Annotated in this window: 17 protein-coding genes; 13 read left to right on the top strand and 4 right to left on the bottom strand. The window is 61.8% G+C overall.

Annotated elements, in window-relative coordinates; translation table 11 throughout:
- The first annotated feature begins 45 nt into the window (after positions 1-45).
- The 5 genes from GM79_RS08450 to GM79_RS08430 all read left to right on the top strand — a co-directional run bounded on the left by GM79_RS08450 (position 46) and on the right by GM79_RS08430 (position 8,505).
- Positions 46-4,977: a gliding motility-associated C-terminal domain-containing protein gene (locus tag GM79_RS08450; RefSeq protein ID WP_152559906.1), complete on the top strand. Its 4,932-nt coding sequence runs from the start codon at positions 46-48 to the stop codon at positions 4,975-4,977.
- A 211-nt stretch (positions 4,978-5,188) separates the two neighbouring features.
- Positions 5,189-6,616, top strand: coding sequence for a 23S rRNA (uracil(1939)-C(5))-methyltransferase RlmD (rlmD, locus tag GM79_RS08445; protein WP_035562211.1), 1,428 nt, complete (start codon positions 5,189-5,191; stop codon positions 6,614-6,616).
- Between the two features lie 9 nt (positions 6,617-6,625).
- Positions 6,626-7,111 (top strand): hypothetical protein, encoded by a 486-nt coding sequence (locus GM79_RS08440; protein ID WP_035562208.1) that lies wholly within the window; start codon positions 6,626-6,628, stop codon positions 7,109-7,111.
- Between the two features lies 1 nt (position 7,112).
- Entirely contained in the window at positions 7,113-7,487 is a 375-nt protein-coding gene (locus tag GM79_RS08435; protein ID WP_035562205.1) for a hypothetical protein, read from the top strand.
- 55 nt (positions 7,488-7,542) lie between these two features.
- Complete coding sequence (locus tag GM79_RS08430; protein WP_152559905.1) at positions 7,543-8,505, top strand: hypothetical protein; 963 nt, start codon at positions 7,543-7,545, stop codon at positions 8,503-8,505.
- Positions 8,506-8,555: 50 nt separating this feature from the next.
- Here the strand turns inward: GM79_RS08430 and GM79_RS08425 are convergent, their stop codons facing one another.
- The 4 genes from GM79_RS08425 to GM79_RS08410 all read right to left on the bottom strand — a co-directional run bounded on the left by GM79_RS08425 (position 8,556) and on the right by GM79_RS08410 (position 12,292).
- Positions 8,556-9,008 carry a YybH family protein gene (locus GM79_RS08425; RefSeq protein ID WP_035562199.1) on the bottom strand — a complete coding sequence of 151 codons (453 nt, stop codon included), beginning with the start codon at positions 9,006-9,008 and terminating at the stop codon, positions 8,556-8,558.
- A gap of 129 nt (positions 9,009-9,137) precedes the next feature.
- On the bottom strand, positions 9,138-9,677 hold the full coding sequence (locus tag GM79_RS08420) for a hypothetical protein (RefSeq protein ID WP_035562196.1): 540 nt from the start codon (positions 9,675-9,677) through the stop codon (positions 9,138-9,140).
- 141 nt (positions 9,678-9,818) lie between these two features.
- Complete coding sequence (gene thiL / locus GM79_RS08415) at positions 9,819-10,847, bottom strand: thiamine-phosphate kinase (RefSeq protein ID WP_035562194.1); 1,029 nt, start codon at positions 10,845-10,847, stop codon at positions 9,819-9,821.
- Between the two features lie 293 nt (positions 10,848-11,140).
- Entirely contained in the window at positions 11,141-12,292 is a 1,152-nt protein-coding gene (locus GM79_RS08410) for a T9SS type A sorting domain-containing protein (protein WP_035562191.1), read from the bottom strand.
- A gap of 203 nt (positions 12,293-12,495) precedes the next feature.
- Between GM79_RS08410 and GM79_RS08405 the strand changes: the two genes are divergently transcribed.
- From GM79_RS08405 to GM79_RS08370, 8 genes are all read left to right on the top strand, one after another.
- Positions 12,496-13,098, top strand: coding sequence for a TetR/AcrR family transcriptional regulator (locus tag GM79_RS08405; RefSeq protein WP_035562189.1), 603 nt, complete (start codon positions 12,496-12,498; stop codon positions 13,096-13,098).
- A 94-nt stretch (positions 13,099-13,192) separates the two neighbouring features.
- On the top strand, positions 13,193-14,185 hold the full coding sequence (gene paaA, locus GM79_RS08400) for a 1,2-phenylacetyl-CoA epoxidase subunit PaaA (protein ID WP_051718674.1): 993 nt from the start codon (positions 13,193-13,195) through the stop codon (positions 14,183-14,185).
- 116 nt (positions 14,186-14,301) lie between these two features.
- The gene (locus GM79_RS08395) at positions 14,302-14,976 is read left to right on the top strand and encodes a phenylacetic acid degradation b (protein WP_035562186.1); all 675 of its coding nucleotides are present in this window, start codon (positions 14,302-14,304) and stop codon (positions 14,974-14,976) included.
- Positions 14,977-14,983: 7 nt separating this feature from the next.
- Entirely contained in the window at positions 14,984-15,733 is a 750-nt protein-coding gene (gene paaC / locus GM79_RS08390) for a 1,2-phenylacetyl-CoA epoxidase subunit PaaC (RefSeq protein ID WP_035562182.1), read from the top strand.
- A gap of 59 nt (positions 15,734-15,792) precedes the next feature.
- A complete protein-coding gene (paaD, locus tag GM79_RS08385) occupies positions 15,793-16,308 on the top strand; it encodes a 1,2-phenylacetyl-CoA epoxidase subunit PaaD (protein ID WP_035562179.1) in 516 nt (171 codons plus the stop codon).
- 84 nt (positions 16,309-16,392) lie between these two features.
- Complete coding sequence (locus GM79_RS08380; protein WP_035562176.1) at positions 16,393-16,965, top strand: hypothetical protein; 573 nt, start codon at positions 16,393-16,395, stop codon at positions 16,963-16,965.
- Between the two features lie 569 nt (positions 16,966-17,534).
- Positions 17,535-17,789, top strand: a complete 255-nt coding sequence (locus GM79_RS08375) for a hypothetical protein (protein WP_035562173.1) — start codon at positions 17,535-17,537, stop codon at positions 17,787-17,789.
- Positions 17,790-17,917: 128 nt separating this feature from the next.
- On the top strand, positions 17,918-19,358 hold a 1,441-nt coding region (locus tag GM79_RS08370; RefSeq protein WP_035561561.1), incomplete at its 3' end, for an IS4 family transposase.

Below are 19,358 nucleotides of genomic sequence, written 5' to 3'. Positions count from 1 at the left end.
CCGCCGCTGATTCCGAACCGCTCGCCCGTTTTTTCCGATACGGCGGTGGCTATCATCTGTCAGAACGATACTACGCTCTCGCTCAATAACGCTTTTGACCCCGATGGCGACCGGCTGGTGTACTCCTTTGGCAGCCCCTACGGGCAGCGCACCAACCCCGGCGCCTTCCCGCCCCTGCCGCCGCCCGTGCCCTACAACATGGGCTTCAGCGTCGGCAGTCCGTTTGGCCAGGGGCCCGGCAACTTCGCCCTCATCAACGCCAGCACCGGCGTGGCCCGGTACGGCGGCATGCGCAACGGCCAGTACGTGGTGGCCGTGGACGTGTCGGAGTATCGAACCATCAACGACCGGGAAGTGCTCATTGGCACCACCCGGCGCGATTTGCAGCTCGTGGTTTCGACCTGTCCACCCACGCCGCCGCCCATTCTCCCACCCGTCAGCACCACGCCGCGCAGCTACGTTATCGAGGAAGGGCAGACGCTGCGCATTCCCATCACGGCCACCCAGGCCGATGGCAACCACCCGCTGGTGATGACTGTGAACAGCGCCCTGCTCGACGGCAGCGGGCCATTTAACGCCACCTTTAATGGCAGCTCCGGCACCGTGGCGCCCGGCAACCTCACGGGCACGGCCTCGGCCACCGGTACCGGCTCCGTTAGTGGCACCATCGTGTTCAACTCGGCCTGCGGCGATGCCCGCGCCACGCCCTACGACCTGGCCGTGACCGTGAAAGACAACGGCTGCGGCGGCCGCCAGGTAGCCGACGTGTTCCGGGTGACGGTGAACCGGGCGGTGGGGCCCACGGCCATCGACGGGCCCGCCACCGTGTGCGACCCGGCCACTGTGCGCACCTACACCGCCACGGGGCCCAGCGCGGCATCGTACAGCTGGCGCGTGCGGGGCGGCACCATTGCCAGCGGCCAGGGCACAAACACCGTCCGCGTGACCTGGGCCGGCGCCAACACCACTGGCACGCTGGTGCTCAATGGGGTTTCGGCGCGTGGCTGCCCCACCGATTCGGTAGTGAAGGGCGTGGATATCCGGCCGCTGCCGGCCCTGCGCGTGACGGCCACTACGCCCACGGTGTGCCGGGGCAACGCTACCACGCTGGCCGTGGAGGGCATTCCGGGCCTGACTTATGTGTGGAGTGGCGGCGGGCAAAGCTCGACCCAAACCACGCTCACGGTTTCGCCCACTGCTACCACCACCTACACCGTAGTGGGCACCGACGGCACCTGCACCACCACGGCCAGCTTCACGGTAACCGTGACGCCGCCGCCCACCGCTCAGCCCGGCGCCGACCGCATCTTATGCCCTGGCATTGCTTCGGCCCCGCTGGGTACGCCCGCCGTGGCAGGCTACACCTATAGCTGGAGCCCGGCCACTGGCCTGAGCAACCCCAACATCGCGCAGCCCACCGTGACCCTGCCCAACACCACGGGCGCGTCCATTGAAGTGGTTTATACCCTCACGGTATCGGCTGGCGCCAGCTGCGCGAACAGCAGTACGGTGCGCGTGACGGTGGGCCCCGCCGCCGTGGCCGATGCCGGCCCGGCCGTGGTTACCTGTCCGGCTACCGCGTCCGCACCGCTGGGCAGCCCGGCATTGCCCGGCTACACCTATAGCTGGAGTCCAGCCGCCGGCCTGAGCAACCCCACCATTGCCCGGCCCACCGTGACCTTGCCCAACACCACTGGCGCCCCCCTCACGGCGACCTATACCGTGACGGCGACGAGCCCGGCGGGCTGTGCGGCGACTTCCACGGTAATCGTGACGGTGAGCCCTGCGTCCGTAGCCGACCCCGGCGCGGCCCTCAGCTTCTGTTCGGGCACAGTTTCGGCAGCGCTGGGTGGCACGCCCGTGGCCGGCACCACTTACCGTTGGAGCCCTACCACCGGCTTGAGCGACCCTAACATTTTGAACCCCACCGTGACCGGCACCAACACCACCGGCGCCCCCATCATCCGGACGTACACCCTAACGGCGACCACGGCCACCGGCTGCGCAGCCACCGCCACGGTGAGCGTCACCATCGACCCGGCGGCCGTGGCTGATGCAGGCCTGGCCAAGGCCACCTGTTCCAATGTGGGCGTGGTTATCGGCGGAGGCCCGGCTGTAGCAGGCACCACTTATGCCTGGAGCCCGGCTACCGGCCTGAGCAACCCGGCTGTACTCAACCCCACCGTGACGCTGCCCAACCCAACCGGCACGCCAATTACGCAGGTGTACACCCTGACCGCCACTACGGCCAATGGCTGCACGGCCACCAGCGCTGTCACCGTGACCATCAACCCCGCCGCCGTGGCCGATGCGGGCATGATGAAAGCAACTTGCTCGAATGTGCCCGTGATTATCGGCGGCACGGCTGTGGCCGGCACCACTTATCGTTGGAGCCCGGTTACCGGCCTAAGTGACCCCAATAGCCTCAACCCTACTGCCACGCTGCCCAACCTGACCGGTGCGCCTATCACGCAGACATATACCCTGACCGCGACCACGGCTAACGGCTGCGTAGCCACAAATTCCGTAACCGTCACCATCAACCCGGCGGCTGTGGCTGTGACCGGTCCTAACCAGGCCGTATGCTCGAACGCTACCATCACGCTGGGCGCGGCGCCGGTGGCGGGCTACACTTATAGCTGGAGCCCGGCCACCGGTCTGAGCAGCGCCAGCGTGGCCAATCCCACGTTCAGCCTGGCCAACACTACCGGCCTGCCCAACCCCATTGTATTTACCCTCACCGCCACCACGGCCAACGGCTGGGTAGCCACCCGCACCGTGACCATCACCGTGAACCCGGCCGCCGTGGCCAACGCCGGGGCCGATGCCTCGGTCTGCGACGGGCAGCGCCTCACGCTGGGCTCGGCCGCCCTGCCAGGGTATACCTACAGCTGGAGCCCGGCCACCGGCCTGAGCAGTGCCACAGCGGCCCAACCCGTTTATACCGGCCTCAACCCCACTCCCACGCCCCTCAACCGCACTTTTACCGTGACGGCGACCTCGGCTACGGGCTGCGTGAGCACCGATGCCGTAACCGTGACCGTGAACCCGCGCCCGGCGGCCGAAGCCATTGCCGGGCCGGCGTCGGTGTGCCCCACCGTGACGGGCGTGGCCTACGCCGTGCCCTCGCCAGCCGCTGCGGCTTATACCTGGCTGATTCGGGGCGGCACCATTGCCGGCGGCCAGGGCACGCCGGCCATCACCGTGAATTGGGGCCCGGCCACTACCGGGGCTTATCTGAAGGTATTCCGGTTGAATGCGGAGGGCTGTTCCTCGGATACCACTACGCTGCCCATCATCATCAATCAGCGCTTGCAAACGGTGCGGCCCACCGGCCCCGGCGATATTCTGGCCGTGACCCCGCTGCCGCGCGCCGTGTGCCAGGCCGACGGCCCGTTCACCTATCGCAGCGGTTCGTTTGCCAACGGCTCCAGCTACGCCTGGGAAATTATCGGCGGCACCCAGGTGGGCACGGCGCAGAATACGGTGACCGTGCGCTGGAACGCCGTAACGGTGCCCACCCTCGGTAAGATTGTGGTGACGGAAACCAGCAACCCGGCCGGGGGCATTTGCCGCGGCATTTCCGATACGCTGAAGGTGCTGATTAATCCTTCGCCCCAACAACTGGCCCTGCTGGGGCCGGCCCTGGTGTGCCAGACCAATGGGCCAGTGGCGTTTTCGCTGCCCGGCGGCCTGCCGGGTTCCAGCTACGTATTCGCCCTCGGTGGCACGGCCCTGGCGGGCACCGGCAATGCCCGCACGCTGGCCACCCTGCCCGCGCCCGGCACCTACGTCCTCACGGCGCAGGAAACCTCGGCCGGCGGCTGCGTGGGTCCGGTTATTACTTCCTCCTTCACGGTGAGCCCCACGCCAGTAGCACCCGTACTTACGGGTCCAGCTTTTGTGTGCGACCTAGCTGGGTCGCAGCCCTACGCCGTGGCCAACCCCACGCCGGGCGCCACCTTCCAGTGGACGGTGACGGGCGGCAGCGTGGCCACGGGCCAGGGCAGCAGTCAGGTATCGGTGCGATTCGGGGCCACGGGCCCGTATGGCGTGAGCGTGGCCGAAACCAGTGCCAGCCCGGCGTTGTGCGCCGGCCCGGCCGCTACCCGCGCCGTGGTATTCGATAGCCCCGACCTGGCGCTGGTGAATGCGTCTGTGGACGCTACTACCAGCAACAACCGGATTATTCTCACCCTGAATTCTTCCAACAGCGCCAACACGCCGGGCCCCGTGCGCATTCTGCGGCGGGTAGCGGGCGCGGGTCCGTTTGCGGCCGTGGGCACGGTGGCGGCTTCGGCCACTACCTACACCGACAACAATGCCGTGGATGCCGCTGCTAATTCCTACGAATACCAGCTGGACCTCACCAACGGCTGCGGCACGGTGGTGCCCAGCACCGTGGCACAGACCATCCGGCTGGTGGCCAGCAACGCGGGCTCGGCGGGCAATGGCGGCCGCGAGCAGGGCAGCACCGCCCTCGCCTGGAACGCCTTCGTGGGCTTCGTCGTGGCCGAATACCGCATTTACCGCCGCACCGATGCCGGCCCGGCCGTGCTCCTCAGCACCGTGCCCGCCACTACCCTGCAAGCTACCGTGTCCAACGCCGAGCCGGGCTCCGGAATTAGCGCGGGCTTCCGGCAGAGCTTCCGGGTGGTGGCCGTGGGCAGCGGCAGTGCGCCGTTGCTCTCCAACTCCAACGAGGCCAGCGTGGACTTCGAGAATGCCCTGCGGACCTACAACATTATTACGCCCAACAACGACAACCAGAATGACGTGCTGGAGATTGATAACATTCAGCTCTATCCCGGCAACACGTTCACGGTATTCAACCGCTGGGGCCGCGAGATATACCGCACCACCAACTACCAGAACAACTGGGGCGGCGATGCCAGCACGCCCGCCGGCACCTACTTCTACCTCCTGAAACTACCCAACGGCACTAATATTAAGAGTTGGTTTGAGGTGGTCAAGTAAGACCACGGATTGGCTCGGCTAGTCGGATTTTGCGGATTTTGTAGCCGACGCAGCCGGTGCGGGACTTGCCCCAAAGTGATACTTCTTCTCAATAAGAAAAGCCTCCAGCAACCGGGAGGCTTTTCTTATTGAGAAGAAGTCGTCCACAAAATCCGCGAAATCCGAGCCAATCCGTAGTCTACCTTTGCCGGACTTTACCGCCCGTAACGTTATGTCCCGCAAAATCACGAAAGTCTCTAAGAATTTACCCGTCGACGCGCTCCAGAAAATCCTGATTCAGGACATGGTGGCCGAAGGCAAATGCATGGTTCGCCTCGATAACCTGGTCATTTTCGTGTCGCAGGTGGCCCCCGGCGACGTGGTGGACTTGCGCATTACCCGCGCCAAAAAGAACTTTCTGGAAGCCGTTCCCACGCATTTCCACGCGTATTCGGAGCTGCGGACCACGCCGTTTTGCCAGCACTTCGGCGTGTGCGGCGGCTGCAAGTGGCAGCACCTGGAGTACGATTCGCAGCTGCACTTCAAGCAGCAGCAGGTGATTGACCAGCTCACCCGCATCGGCAAGGTCGAGCTGCCCGAGATTCCGTTCATCCTCGCCTCGCCGCAGCGCACCTACTACCGCAACAAGCTCGAATATACCTTCTCGGACAACGGCTGGCTGACTCAGGAGCAAATCGACGACGACACCCAAACCTTCGACCGCAACGTACTGGGCTTCCACACCCCCGCCCGCTTCGATAAGATTATCGACGTGCAGCACTGCCACCTTCAGGCCGAGCCCAGCAACGAAATCCGCCTCTTCATCCGCGACTACGGCCGCGAACACGGCCTCGAATTCGGCAACATGGTGCGCCAGACCGGCAACCTGCGCAACCTCATCATCCGCACCGCCCAGAGCACCGGCGAAATCATGGTGATTCTGCAGTGCTACCGCCCCCACGACAGCATCGAGGCGCTGCTTGACGCCATATACGCCAAGTTCCCCGGCATCACCTCGCTCAACTACGTGCTCAACAGCAAGGGCAACGAAACCTTCCACGACCTCGACGTCATCACCTACAAAGGCAAGCCTTACATCGAGGAAGAGATGGAAGGCCTGCGCTTCCGCATCGGCCCCAAGTCCTTCTACCAAACTAACTCCGAAGGCGCCCATCAGCTCTACAAAGTAGCCCGCGACTTCGCCGACCTCAAAGGCGATGAGCTGGTGTACGACCTCTACACGGGGGCCGGTACCATAGCAAGCTTCGTGGCCCACCAGGCCCGCAAAGTCATCGGCGTCGAGTACGTGGAGCAGGCCGTGGCCGACGCCCACGTCAACGCCGAAATCAATAACATCACCAACACCGAGTTCTACGCCGGCGACATGAAGGACATCCTCACCGCCGAGTTTACCGCCCGCCACGGCCGCCCCGACGTCCTCATCACCGACCCGCCCCGCGCCGGCATGCACCCCGACGTGGTGGCCCGCCTCCTGGAGCTGCGCGCCCCCCGCATCGTCTACATCAGCTGCAACCCCGCCACCCAGGCCCGCGACTTAGAACTGCTTGATGCCGCCTACAAAGTCACCCGCGTGCAGCCGGTGGATATGTTCCCCCACACGCATCATGTGGAGAATGTGGTGGCGCTGGAGTTGAAGTAGTTTCTCGTTATGAAATATATAGCCAGCGCAGTTTTCATTCTGTTCTTTGGTTTCCTGCTGCTAACCCGTAGTGGCAAAAGCAAAGCGGAATTCAACCGTATTAGTGGGCCGGTTACGTATTTCCAGAAGCATCTCCCAGGCCACATCGACCGCCACGATGCTGACAGTGCCATGCGATATTTGCGTATTTCAGGCTTTCCGAAGACGTTTACCTTCTTCGTTGGTAAAGACTGGGGCGATTTTAAACCGGAATTTGAGCAGCTTGACAAAATAAAACGGGACGATACACTGACGGTTTACTTTGCTGACGAACTCGACTTCCAAGCCCACAAGGCGGATGAGATTAACACGGATGCCCAATTCGTTGACCGCAGCAGCACACCTTATTTTATCCGCGGAAGCAAGGACCGGCTGGGAGCTTATTTCTTCCTCGGTGTGGGCTCTGTGTTGCTCATCACTTTAATCATTTTGCTTAAACGCGGCATTATTCATTAAGATGGATTACTTCAACGACCCCGAACTCAACGGCAAATACCTCGGCACCATCACCAAGGATTTCGTCGTCGTGTGCGATACCCTGCTCGAAGCTTCTTCCCAGATTCGCAAGGGCGACTTCAGCAAATACCCCATTTTCGTGTTTGCCAAGCAGGAAGTGCCCCTCGGCGGCCTCCTCGTGAACGCCGACGACCTGAACCTGGACTGGCACGTTTTCGCCAGCTACCTGGAGCTATTCGTGCAGCAAGGCATCATCGACGTGGATGGCGTCGAAGGCTTCCAGGCTACTTACAAAGACGCCGACGAATTCTGCTGCCTGTTCGTGCTCGACAAGGAGTTTACGAACTTCGTATTCGTGCCTTATCCCGAGGATTAACTGAGCGCGCCGCCGCTAAGTCGGGCATCCACCAAAACCAATCCAACCCATGTCGATGCGTTCCTGTATCTGGATACCCGCTTTGCTCCTGAGTGGCGCGCAGTGCTCCTCCACGCCCGATACCAAGGCCGCCCAGGCGCAGGTGGTACCGGCCGCTCCGCTCCCACCGGAGTTCGGCAGCTACTGGTTTCAGGGCAAGGCCGAGCTCACCAGCTACGACCTGACCCAGGCGCGCTACGGCGAGTTGCACCAGGGCGAAGCCGTGCTGGTGTTCGTAACCGAAGATTTCTCCCGCAAAAAGCAGGTCAAGCTCGACAACCCCGCTGCCAATCCGGCCGACCGCCTGCCCGTGCTCAAGCTAAACTTTACTAGGAAGTTCAACACCGGCGTCTACCCGTATTCCATCATGCTGTCGGCCTTCACTCCGCTCGACTTGGCTAAGGACCCGCACAGCCCCAAGGTGAGCTTATCGGTGCAGGAATGGTGTGGCCACGTTTTCACCCAGCTCAACCTGGGCCCCAAAGGCTACAACGTTTCCCAAAAATCTTACTTCGAAAGCGAAGGCGACAACGAAACCAAGCTGGAAACCGCCCTGCTCGAAGACGAGCTCTGGAACCGCATCCGCCTGAATCCGGCGGGCCTGCCCACGGGCAGCATCAGGCTGGTGCCCGGCACCGCCTACGCCCGTTTGCAGCACCTGCCTTTGGTGCCCGAAGCTGCTACCGCCAGTTTGCAGGCGGCGCTGCCCAGCCAGCTTGGTTCCACTACCGGCCCCGCTCAAGCCTACACCATCACCTACGCCGGCCCCAAGCAACACAGCGTCAGCATTTTCTTTGAGCAAGCCTTCCCGCATCGCATTCTCGGTTGGGAAGAAACCTATCGCGACGGCCCCGGCGCCGCCCAGGCCCGCCTGCTCACCACCCGCGCCACGCGGCGCCACAGCATCATGCTCGACTATTGGCGCACCCACAATAATGCCGACCTAAGGTGGCGCGATTCCCTCAAGCTGAGCCGTTGAGCTAACAACTTTTTGCTGTTAGCTCAACGGCTCGTTGCCCGACAACCCTACTAGCGACGCTGCACCGGCAAATCTTCCAGCTGCGCGTAGCTGAGTTTCCAGGTTTTGTCGGCCCCTTTTTTCCAGAGGAAAATGTAGTTGCCTTCACCAAAGCCGCGGGGCTCGCCGGGGGCGGCGGGCAGCACGTCCACGGCAAAAGTACCGGCTTCGTAGGCCGTGCTGGCGTCGGTGGAAGAACTTAGCACGCTGGTCTTCAACCCGTTGATAGTAGGCAGCGTCTCGTTCACCCATTTCTGCGATACCTCGCCCTTGCCCTTCCAGTGGGCACTGCCTTGCACAAAGCTCACATCGTCGGCCAGGAAGCCATTGATTTTGCCCGAGTCTTTGCTGTTCCAGGCACTGATAAACTCCTGGTTCAGGCTTTGGACATTGACGGCTTCGTCCGCTTTGGAACAGGAAGTCAGCGTTGCGGCCACAAGCACACTATACAGAAAGGCTTTCATAAAAAAATCGGGGAATTGGTGAAGAAAAGGAACATGCACGGGCTTTTTAAACGGCCCAACGCAAAGCGCTAAAATAGCTAAACCCCAGGCGCGGGCGCCCAGGGTTCAGCAGGTGAGCAACGGAACTGTTTACCAGCTTTTGCGACGGTATTCCGAAGTAGAATACGGATGCGAAGCGTCGCCGTAAGAGTTATTGGGTAAATAGGCCGAGTTCGAAACCACGGGCATGCCCTGGGCATCGTAGGCCAACGCCGCGGCGGGGGCAGCCGTCACGCTGTTGTAAGGCACCATCGCCGTTTGGGTGCGGGTGGTGGTAGTTGACGTGTTGCGGGCAACGGCCGCGCGATTGGCAGCAGCCCGGTTGGCGGCGGCCTGGTTGGCGGCCGCTTGGTTGGCGGCGGCAATGCGGGCCCGCTCTTTCTGCTTGTTGTCGATGTGCTTGCCCACGCCGTAGCCGATGGCTCCACCGGCCACACCGCCTACCACGCCACCAACGGCCCGGTTACGCTTGTTGATTACCGCACCAGCGGCGGCACCACCCAGGCCACCAATTACGGCGCCTTTGGCCTGCGGGCTCCATTTTTTCTTTTCCTGGGCCTGGGCCGAGGTGGAGCTGAAGATGGTGCTGACCAGCAACATCAAGCTGAGGATATAGGGGAGCTTATTCATGGCTAAGAAAATTAAGTTTATTGAAAGTAAAAGCTGAGGTGCGAAGGCCAAAGACAATTAGCGTGCCACGACAGTAACGTTCCGGCTGCACCCCTAACGCTATACCTGAAAATAAGGTTATTGGCTGGCCCGACGGCGGGGCTAAAAGCTCGTCCAGCCCTGCGCCTGCAACGGCACGGCCTGCCCGGCCTTGGTCACCAGATTGGCCCCGTCCGACTTGGCCGTGAGGTGGCCGATGATGGTGATATCGGGATGATTCTTGATTTTCTCGTGGTCCGTCACGGGCACAGTGAAGAGCAGCTCGTAGTCCTCGCCGCCGTTCAGGGCGCAGGTCAGCGGGTCAAGGTTGAACTCGGCCGCCGCTTCCAGCGTGGGATTGGCCAAGGGCAGAAACTCGGTAAAAACCCGGGCGCCCGTGCCGCTGGCCGCGCACAAATGCAGCACTTCCGAGGCCAGCCCGTCCGAAATATCAATCATGCTGCTGGGTCGGATGCCGCGCTCCTTCAACTCGTGGATGATGTCGAGGCGGGCTTCGGGCCGGAGCTGGCGCTGCACCACGTACTCGTAGTTGGCCAGCTCGGGCTGCGTGTCCGGGTCGGCCAGGAAGGCCTGCTTCTCCCGCTCCAGCACTTGCAGGCCCAGGAAGGCACCGCCCAGGTCGCCGCTCACGCAAAGCAAATCGGTGGGCTGCCCCCCGCTGCGGCGCACGGCCTCGCCGGCCGGCACCGCGCCCAGCACCGTGATGGCCACCGTGAGGCCGCCGCGGCTGGCCGTCATGTCGCCACCCACCAGGTCCACGTTGTAGGCCTCGCAGGCCAGACGCATGCCCGCGTACAACTCCTCGATGGCCTCCACCGTGAACCGGGGGCCGGCCGAAATGCCCACCACCAGCTGCGTGGGCAGGGCATTCATGGCGGCCACGTCCGATACATTCACTGCTACGGCCTTGTAGCCCAGGTGCCGCAACGGGCAGAACGACAAGTCGAAGTGAATGCCCTCTACCAGCAGGTCGGTGGTCATTACCAGTTCCGTGCCGGGCGCGGGGGCGATGATGGCCGCGTCGTCGCCAATGCCCAGCACGGTACCGGGCTGGCGTTGGGCAATTCCTTTCTGCAAACGACTAATTAAAGCAAATTCGCCAATGGCGGTGAGCGGCGTGAGTTCGGACATTGAGAATGGTGTCTTTGGGGAAGGATTTACTTGTGCAATTGTGCCAGGCCCCAACCTCACCCCCTAGCCTCCTTTACTTAGGGAAAGAGGGAACTAGTTTCTGACTTTATATTCTAGAAATCAATTTTTTACAACTAAATCTAGTTCCCCCTCTCCTCGGGAGAGGGGGTGAGGGGGTGAGGTTGGCGCCTTGGCTGCGCAACAGCAGTTTTAAATACCGGAGCGGCGCAAAAGTACGCCCACAAAAAAAGGAGGAAATTGCTTCCCTCCTTTTTTGTACTGCTAATGGATGCTTACTCCACCACCAGCTCTTTGTAAACTTTGGTCTGGCCATCGGTGCCGATAACCTGCACGAAGTACAAGCCGGCTTTCAGGCCCGAAATGTCCAGCGTCAGTTTCTCCTGGCCCTGGCCTTTGCCCTGGGCGCTGATGCGCTGGCCGAGGTTGTTGATAACCACGACGCTGCCTACTTTGGCATCCTTAATCTCAACCGTGGCGGTGCCGTGGGCCGGGTTGGGGTAAATGCTGATGTTAGCGTTGAACTTGGCTAGCTTGCTGCTGAGTACCGTCTGGTAAGCGCCGAACGGGCCAGCGTAATCGAGGTGCTGGCCGAGTTGGTCATATAATTGACCGCCAGCATTTTGAGAACCTCCCGGACCATTAAAAGCAGTTGAATAGGTAAACCACTCATCGGCAATATTGTAGCCGCCTGTTTCGCGGGTAGGCGGGCAGGAAGCCGCCACGTTCTGCGGATTGGGGTTAGTCCTTATTCCTGCTGAGATGGTAGCGCGGCGGATAATAGTCTGGTTGGCTGATGAGACAAAAACCGCATTGGTACCGGTGCCATCCAAGGGATTAGTACCGCTCCAGTTGCCGCCCGTGTTACAATTCTGCAGAAGGGGGCGTTCGCCAATCACACCAATTTGGTCTACAATGACGCCGGGACCCACGCCAGCAGTACCGCTGGTGTAGCGAACCAGGGCCATGGCATCGTCGCCGCTGAAATAGATGGGACTACCAAATACGATAACGGACGCTAGCGTGGGCTCTTCGTATGCAGCAGAAAACTGATTCGCTTTGCTAACAATTTCCGGCAGGGTAGCCTGTCCGCACGCCACCACAAACGTGGTCCGAGGATTCAGACTATTGGTACCCACGGGCGCATGCGCCACATTGCTTCGAAACAATTTTTCTTCCTGAAAAACCGATGTGCTGCCGTTGGAATACCGGCGAATGGAGTACGGGCTTAGGTCAACGACGTCGTTGGTAGGATTGTAGATTTCAATGGCCCGCTCGTTGCCCGATGAAACCGTGGCACCACCATAGCTAGTCCCCGTCATGTGCGCCCCTTCGGCGTATTCTGAGAAAAACAACTCCGTTCCCTGAGCGTTTGCGGCGCCGGCAAACAGCAAAGCAGCCGACAGCATGTAGTAATGTTTTTTCATAAAAAATGGAAGTTAAAAAGAGTCTTCTCGGGCAAAGATACGTCCTTCAGCTTAGTAGTTCGGTGGTAAAACGGATTATCAAATCATGTTTTTCGACCTCAAAATAATGAAATTCAACGCACTCCGAAATAAACTCAGCCTTGTCAAACCCGAAACTTTCGCTTGCTAACGAGCGTTAGCAAGCATACCTTTGTTTTCCCAGCATGACTCCTACCGCCCCCCTCCGTTCGCGCAAAGCCCAGATTGACCGCGTGGCCACGTCCCTGTTTCGGGCGCGGGGCTTTGCGGCCACCAGCATGCGCGAGCTGGCCACCGAGCTGGGCCTGGAAGCCGGCAGTTTGTATTCGCACATCAAATCCAAGGAGGAAATTCTGCACCGCGTGTGCTTTGGCCTGGCCGACGATTTCTTTGCCGCTTTCGCCACGGCTACTACCGACACTGCGGTTCCCATTGCCACGCAGCTGCGGCTGGCCATCGAAGGGCACGTGCGGGTATTAACGCGCGACAGTGCCGCTTCAACCGTATTTCTGCAGGAGTGGCGCCACCTAAGCGAGCCCGCCCGCACCGAATTTCTGGCCCTGCGCGACCGGTACGAAGCCGCTTTTCGCGCCCTGGTGCAGCAAGGCATTGCCACCGGGGAGCTACATGCCCCCGATGCTTCTTTTGTCACACTCACCCTATTGGCCAGCCTTAATTGGCTGCCCGCTTGGTACCGCCCCGACGGCAACCTGACCCCCGACGAAATTGCCCACCGCCTGGCCGAGCAGCTTTTACAAGGGCTTGAGGGCCGGCGGGTGAGTGGGTAGGAATTGTCCTCTACTCATCTTCTTTTTCGCTTCCCCGTCAATACTAAAAAAATTCCCACCCTCATACCTTCTCACCCTCCCAAACCAACTTATTATGTACGGTTCCGCCAGCACCCACGACCTCCCGACCTCCGCCGCCACCGGCCTGGAAAACGAAGACCCCATCTTGCTGGCCGAATTTGAGGCCCGCATTGGCCGGGGTGAGAAGATTGAGCCCGGCGACTGGATGCCGGCCCTGTACCGCAAGCAGCTCACCCGCATGATTGAGCAGCACGCGCACTCCGAAATCATCGGCTCGCTGCCCGAAGGCACCTGGATTACGCGGGCGCCCGGCTTCCGCCGCAAAATGGCCCAGATGGCCAAGGTGCAGGATGAGGTAGGCCACGCGCAGCTGCTGTATTCGGCGGCCGAAACGCTGGGCAAAACCCGCGAGCAGATGCTGATTGACCTCATCAACGGCAAAAGCAAGTACTCCAACGTGTTCAACTACCCCACGCCGACCTGGGCCGACTCGAACGTGATTTCCTGGCTGATTGACGCTGGCGCCATTGTGAACCAGCTGGCCAATGCCAAGGGCAGCTACGGCCCCTACTGCCGCGCCCTCGACCGGATTTGCGCCGAGGAAGCCTTCCACCTGAAGTATGGCCACGATGCCGTGGTGCACATGGCCACGGGCACGCCCATTCAGCGCAAGATGATGCAGGAGGCGCTGAACCGCTGGTGGCCCGCCATTATGACCTTTTTTGGCCCCTCAGATAAGATGTCGGTGCACACCGAAATTCTGATGCGTTGGAAAGTAAAAATGGCCAGCAACGACGAGTGCCGCAATCAGTTCCTGGACATGTACGTGCCCAAAATCTGGGAAATTGGCTTGACTTTGCCCGACGCCAACCTGCGTAAAAACGAGGAAACCGGCGTTTGGGAATTCACCGAGCCCGACTGGGAAGACTTCAAGCGCGTGATTAACGGCGACGGCCCCTGCAATGCCGAACGCATTGCCGTGCGCCGCGCTGCCGAGGAGAACGGCGCTTGGGTCCGCCGCGCCCTGCTCACGCCCAAAACGCAGTACGTCCGCCCGTTGGCTTAGGTCTTTTAGGGTAAGAGGGAATAGGGGTAGGAGGGTAAGAGTTGGTTTTCAAACTGCTTCGCTCCTTCCAACTCCTCCCCTCCTACCCCCATACCCTCTTACCCTAAGTGCCCCCAATGATAAATTCCCACGACCCGCGCATGAACCGGCTGGGGCTGCCCGACGCTCCCGAAGCGCCGGCGGCCAAAGGCGCGCTAGACCAGTTTGGCACCTACGAGGTGTTTCACCAGAAGAAAGAAGGCGCGCCCTTCGTGTACGTGGGGCCGGTGCATGCCCCGGAGGCCGACGTGGCGTTTTTGTTTGCCAAGGAGCAGTACAGCCGGCGCTTTGCCTGCACGGGCATGTGGGTGGTGCCCACGGCCGCCATCACGGTCACGGCCTATGTGGGCGACCAGGAATCGGCTTATGATACGCTGCCGCTGCTGCCCAAAAGCAGCGCCCCGGCGGCGGGTCTGGCCGACGACACGGCCGCCGCAGAAGCAGCCTACGCGGCGGGCGAGGAGGACTACGATATTTTCCACCTCAAAAAGCGGGGCAAGGCGCACCAGCACGTGGGCAAGGTGCGGGCCAGCTCTCCGGCCGATGCCCTGCAGGTGGCCAAGGGCGTGTTTGGCGAGCTGCGTCCGGTGGCCAACGTATGGGCGGTGCGCGCGGCCGATTTCCTCCGCTCCGAGGACGAGGACCGGGATATCTGGACTACCACGCCCGAGAAGAAGTACCGCGACGCCATCTCCTATAAGGTGCAGGACCGCATCGAAAAATTCAAGGCTGAAAACCCGCAAAGCCACTAACCTGCGCATGGACCCTAAACTCGACCTGCTGTACCGCCTCGCCGACGACCAGCTGATTCTCGGCCACCGCAACTCCGAATGGAATGGCCTGGGGCCGATTCTGGAAGAAGACATTGCTTTTTCGAGCATGGCCCAGGACAAGCTCGGCCACAGCCTGCAGCTCTACACCTTGCTGCATCAGCTGGGCGAAACCGAGCCCGACACCGTGGCCTTTACGCGCAACGCCGACCAGTTTCACTGCTGCCAGCTGGTGGAGCTGCCCATCGGCGAGTACGATTTCAGCCTGACCCGCCATTTCCTGTTCGACCACGCCGAGCTGTTGCGCTTCGAGGCGCTGGCCGGCAGCAGCTACGAGCCGCTGGCCCAGGTGGCCCGCAAGCTGCGCGGCGAGCTTAAGTACCACGCCCTGCACGCCAACACCTGGATGAAACGCCTGGGCACGGCTACCGACGAGGCCATCGAGCGCATGCAGCGTTCCCTGGATTTCACGCTGCCTTACGCGTTGGGCATTTTTGAAAAAACCGACGCCGAAGCGGAAATCATCAGCTCCGGCTTGTTTGTGGGCGAAGACGAGCTGCGCGGCCGGTGGCTGGAAAGCATCAGCAAAGTGCTGAGCCAAACGGCCCTGCAAGTGCCCGACGTGCTGAGCCTGACGCCCGTTTTTGGTGGTCGTGAGGGCCAGCACACCGAGTTTTTGCAGCCCCTGCTAGATGAAATGGCCGAGGTATTCCGGCTGGACCCGACGGCCGACTGGTAGGTTTTTTTAGCTTCTGGCTACTGGCTGTCAGCCGTTAGCTTTTTCTTGCCAATAGCTTTATGTCGACAGCAACTAACACCCATCAGCCGATAGCTAAAAGCCAGATAATGGACTGGCTGCAGGCGGTGAAAGACCCGGAAATTCCGACAATTTCGCTCATTGACCTGGGCGTGGTGCGCGCGGTGGAGCTGGACGAGGCCACGGGCAAGGTGACGGTGGAGCTTACGCCGACTTTCGCGGGCTGCCCGGCCATGGACTACATGAAGCGCGATGTGGAGCGCACCCTGCTCGCGCACGGCGTGCCGGCGGTGGAAGTCAATATCAGCCTGCGCGAAGCCTGGACGTCGGACATGCTCACTGAGGCCGGGCGGCAGGCCCTGCGCCAGCACAAGCTGTCGCCGCCGCCATTCATTGGCAACCAGGTATTCGACCTTGATTTTCTGGAATATGCGGAGTGCCCTAATTGCCAGGGACACAATACGGAGCTGCGCACGCCGTTTGGGGCTACGCTGTGCCGGGCCGTGCATTATTGCCACAACTGTCGCCAAATTTTCGAACAGTTCAAGCCGGTGTAGCTTTGCCCGTTACCTTTTCAATATCATACTTTAGCAATGCCTACTCCAGTCGTTTTCTCGGTTAAATCAGCCGTTGTACTGCTCTTGATTATTACCGGTTGCACGGCGTCCTGCAAGCGCGACGGCAGCAAAGCCGTGGTGCTTGACCCGAATTCGGCGGCGGCCATCAAGTCTCAGTTCGACGTTTTGAGCGACTCGGTGGATATAAAATGGCGCAACATGACCGAAAGCGACGACCAGAAAATTGGCGTTACCAAGTTATTGCTGCGGGAATTGAAAAGCCAGCCCGGCGCCGATGCCGCCCAGCTCCAAAGCCTGGAACGCGCCAATGCCCGCCTCAAAGCCCGCCGCTACACGCAGCAATCAATGAGTAGCTCCGACCTTATTGACCAGTACGACACGGCGCAGGATTCGCTGTTCCGCGCGCTGCTGCCCGTGGCCGCGCCCAACGGCAACGCGCCCACCGAAAACGCCCGCAACTTCGTCGAAGGCTTGCGGGAGCTTGATGCCGGCGTGGTAGGATTTCGGGTGCAATACGACCGTGCGGCCATGCAGTACAACAACTACGTCAAGCTGCGCCAGCCCGAAATTCAGTCGTTAGGCGGCAAGTATACCGCTGTGAAACCTTTGCCCTTGTTCACGATAGGCGCGAATTAAGGAGCTTCACCATTGAGCTTAACAAAAAGCGCCCGGCAATGCTGTCGGGCGCTTTTTGGTAGCAGGACTTACGCAGTCAGGCGCTGGCGCGTGGCGCTGGCGCGTGGCGCTGGCGCGTGGCGCTGGCGCGTGGCGCTGGCGCGTGGCGCTGGCGCGTGGCGCTGACGCGTGGCGCTGACGCGTGGCGCTGACGCGTGGCGCTGACGCGTGGCGCTGACGCGTGGCGCTGACGCGTGGCGCTGACGCGTGGCGCTGACGCGTGGCTTCCTGACTTGGCGTTTCCATACGCAACCGTTCGCAAGGGCTGGTCTTGTTGGCTTCGCGCGTCGGAGACGCGGAACCAGTAGGCAACGCGTCGGAGACGCGCGCCAGCACCCGAATTGAAAAATTATACCCGATGCAACCTTGGAATAGCTTGACAGGTCAACCCCAAAATTCACCTTCAACTTTTCTGTCTCATGCGTCATCTTACTCCTTTTTTCACCCTTATTAGTACCGGTTTGGCTGCGGGTATGCTGCTCACAGGTTGTGCCCCACAAGATGCTAGTGAGCCCGAGCCATGCACTACTATGGCTACCGTGCAGCTTTGCAATGGCAAAACAGCCATGTGCCTCACCGAACACACTGCGCTCAAGCTCGAAAACGGCCTCATTTTGCACCCCAGCGGAGCCGTTTGGCAGGCCTATCTACCCAAGCAAACCGATGGACAGGTTCTGAGAATCAGCTACGAAATAATCCCCCGCCTAACGTATGATGCCCCCGGCTACGATAACGCCACCCTTTCCTGCCTCGAAACCGTTCAGTTCCGGTGTGGCAACGAGTGAGCGAGACAGCACGAAAAAGCCCCGATTCATTGCTGAGTCTTGTCCTTACCCACATCTTTGAAAAGCGCCGGCCAACAGGTCGGCGCTTTTTTGTGGGTTCTTGCGGGGCCGGCTTAGTAGCTTGCGAGATGAGTATTTCGACGCATTTCTGCGACCCGCAGCTGTGGGCGCAGACGCATTTTGGGGGCACGGTGTTGGGCGATGCCCGCCGCAGCCGACGGGTGGTGCAGTTGGCCGCCGGTTGGGCCCGGCAGCCGGGGGCCACCATTCCGCAGTTGGGGACCGGCCAGGCGGGGGCCAGTAAAGCGGCGTATCGCTTGCTGGGCGGTGCAAGGGCCACGCCCGAGGCGCTGCAGGGGGCGCATCAGGCCGTGGTTCGCCAAGCGCTACAGGAGCCGGGCACCTACCTGCTGGTCGAAGACACGAGCGAACTGAGCTGGCCCGAAGCCGACGAGCGCCGGCCCGGCCTGGGGCCGGTCGGGCCGGGCAAGGCCACGAGCCAGGGCGTACTGCTGCACTCGTTGGTGGCCGCCGGCTGGCCGGTGCAGGACCCCGACCCGGCCGCCAAACGGCCCGCCCTGCCGCTGCTGGGCCTGTTGGACCAGCAGTTTCACGTCCGTCAACCGGTGCCGGAGGCCGAAAAAGACCATCTCCACGGCGGCTCGCGCCTGCGCCAGGGCCGGGTCCGCGAATCGGCGCTCTGGTCCCGGAGCTTGCGCAACGTGGGCAGCCCGCCACCGGACGCGCGCTGGGTGGTGGTGGCCGACCGCGGGGCCGACATCTACGAGCACCTGCAGCAGTGCCGGGCCCAGGGCCTGGGCTTCGTGGTGCGCGCCGCCCAGGACCGGGCCCTGGTGGCCGGCGCCGACAAAGCGCCCGCCGGGCGGCTCTTCGCCGTGGCGCGGGCCCAGCCCTCGGCGGGCCAGTTGACCCTGGCCTTGCGTGGCCGGCCGGGCCAGCCGGCCCGCGAAGTGCTGCTCCAGGTCAGTTTCAGCCCCCCGCTGGCCCTGCGTGCGCCCCAGCGACCGGGCGCGGCGACGGGCAAAGGGGACCCGGTTCCCTGCGCCCTGGTACGGGTCTGGGAAGCCGCCCAAGTCGGGGACACAGGCCCGGCCACGCCCGCCCTGGAATGGCTGCTGCTCTGCGACCAACCCATCACGGATTTTGCCCAGGCCCACGCCTGCGCCCGGCAGTACGTGAGCCGCTGGCTCATCGAGGACTTTCACAAAGCCCTGAAAACGGGCCTGGGGGCCGAAAAGCTCCAGCTCCAAACCGCTGACCGTCTTTTTGCCGCCGTCGCCCTGCTCAGCGTGGTCGCATTGGCGCTAGTGGATATGCGCGAAAAAAGTCGCCTCCAACCCGACTTGCCGGCGACGGCAGCGGGGCTGGAAGCGACTTTTTTACAGGTCCTCACGCTGCGCAGTTCACGACCCGTGCAGACTGTGCGCGACGTGTATTATGCCTTGGCTGGCCTGGGCGGCCACCTGGGCCGCAAAGGCGACGGACCACCTGGCTGGCAAACCCTCTGGCGCGGCCTGATGAGCCTGCGCTTACTCGTCGAAGGCGTCC

The sequence above is a fragment of the Hymenobacter sp. IS2118 genome, from assembly GCF_000715495.1.
Classification (GTDB): domain Bacteria; phylum Bacteroidota; class Bacteroidia; order Cytophagales; family Hymenobacteraceae; genus Hymenobacter.
This window is presented reverse-complemented; position numbering and strand designations above follow the sequence as displayed.

Excerpts from the sequence above, each read along its gene's own strand:
- thiL (WP_035562194.1), bottom strand. The coding sequence starts at position 10,847 with ATGTCCGAACTCACGCCGCTCACCGCCATTGGCGAATTTGCTTTAATT.
- paaC (WP_035562182.1), top strand. The coding sequence starts at position 14,984 with ATGGACCCTAAACTCGACCTGCTGTACCGCCTCGCCGACGACCAGCTG.
- GM79_RS08440 (WP_035562208.1), top strand. The coding sequence starts at position 6,626 with ATGAAATATATAGCCAGCGCAGTTTTCATTCTGTTCTTTGGTTTCCTG.
- paaD (WP_035562179.1), top strand. The coding sequence starts at position 15,793 with ATGTCGACAGCAACTAACACCCATCAGCCGATAGCTAAAAGCCAGATA.
- GM79_RS08425 (WP_035562199.1), bottom strand. The coding sequence starts at position 9,008 with ATGAAAGCCTTTCTGTATAGTGTGCTTGTGGCCGCAACGCTGACTTCC.
- GM79_RS08410 (WP_035562191.1), bottom strand. The coding sequence starts at position 12,292 with ATGAAAAAACATTACTACATGCTGTCGGCTGCTTTGCTGTTTGCCGGC.
- rlmD (WP_035562211.1), top strand. The coding sequence starts at position 5,189 with ATGTCCCGCAAAATCACGAAAGTCTCTAAGAATTTACCCGTCGACGCG.
- paaA (WP_051718674.1), top strand. The coding sequence starts at position 13,193 with ATGTACGGTTCCGCCAGCACCCACGACCTCCCGACCTCCGCCGCCACC.
- GM79_RS08405 (WP_035562189.1), top strand. The coding sequence starts at position 12,496 with ATGACTCCTACCGCCCCCCTCCGTTCGCGCAAAGCCCAGATTGACCGC.
- GM79_RS08375 (WP_035562173.1), top strand. The coding sequence starts at position 17,535 with ATGGCTACCGTGCAGCTTTGCAATGGCAAAACAGCCATGTGCCTCACC.
- GM79_RS08420 (WP_035562196.1), bottom strand. The coding sequence starts at position 9,677 with ATGAATAAGCTCCCCTATATCCTCAGCTTGATGTTGCTGGTCAGCACC.
- GM79_RS08435 (WP_035562205.1), top strand. The coding sequence starts at position 7,113 with ATGGATTACTTCAACGACCCCGAACTCAACGGCAAATACCTCGGCACC.
- GM79_RS08430 (WP_152559905.1), top strand. The coding sequence starts at position 7,543 with ATGCGTTCCTGTATCTGGATACCCGCTTTGCTCCTGAGTGGCGCGCAG.
- GM79_RS08395 (WP_035562186.1), top strand. The coding sequence starts at position 14,302 with ATGATAAATTCCCACGACCCGCGCATGAACCGGCTGGGGCTGCCCGAC.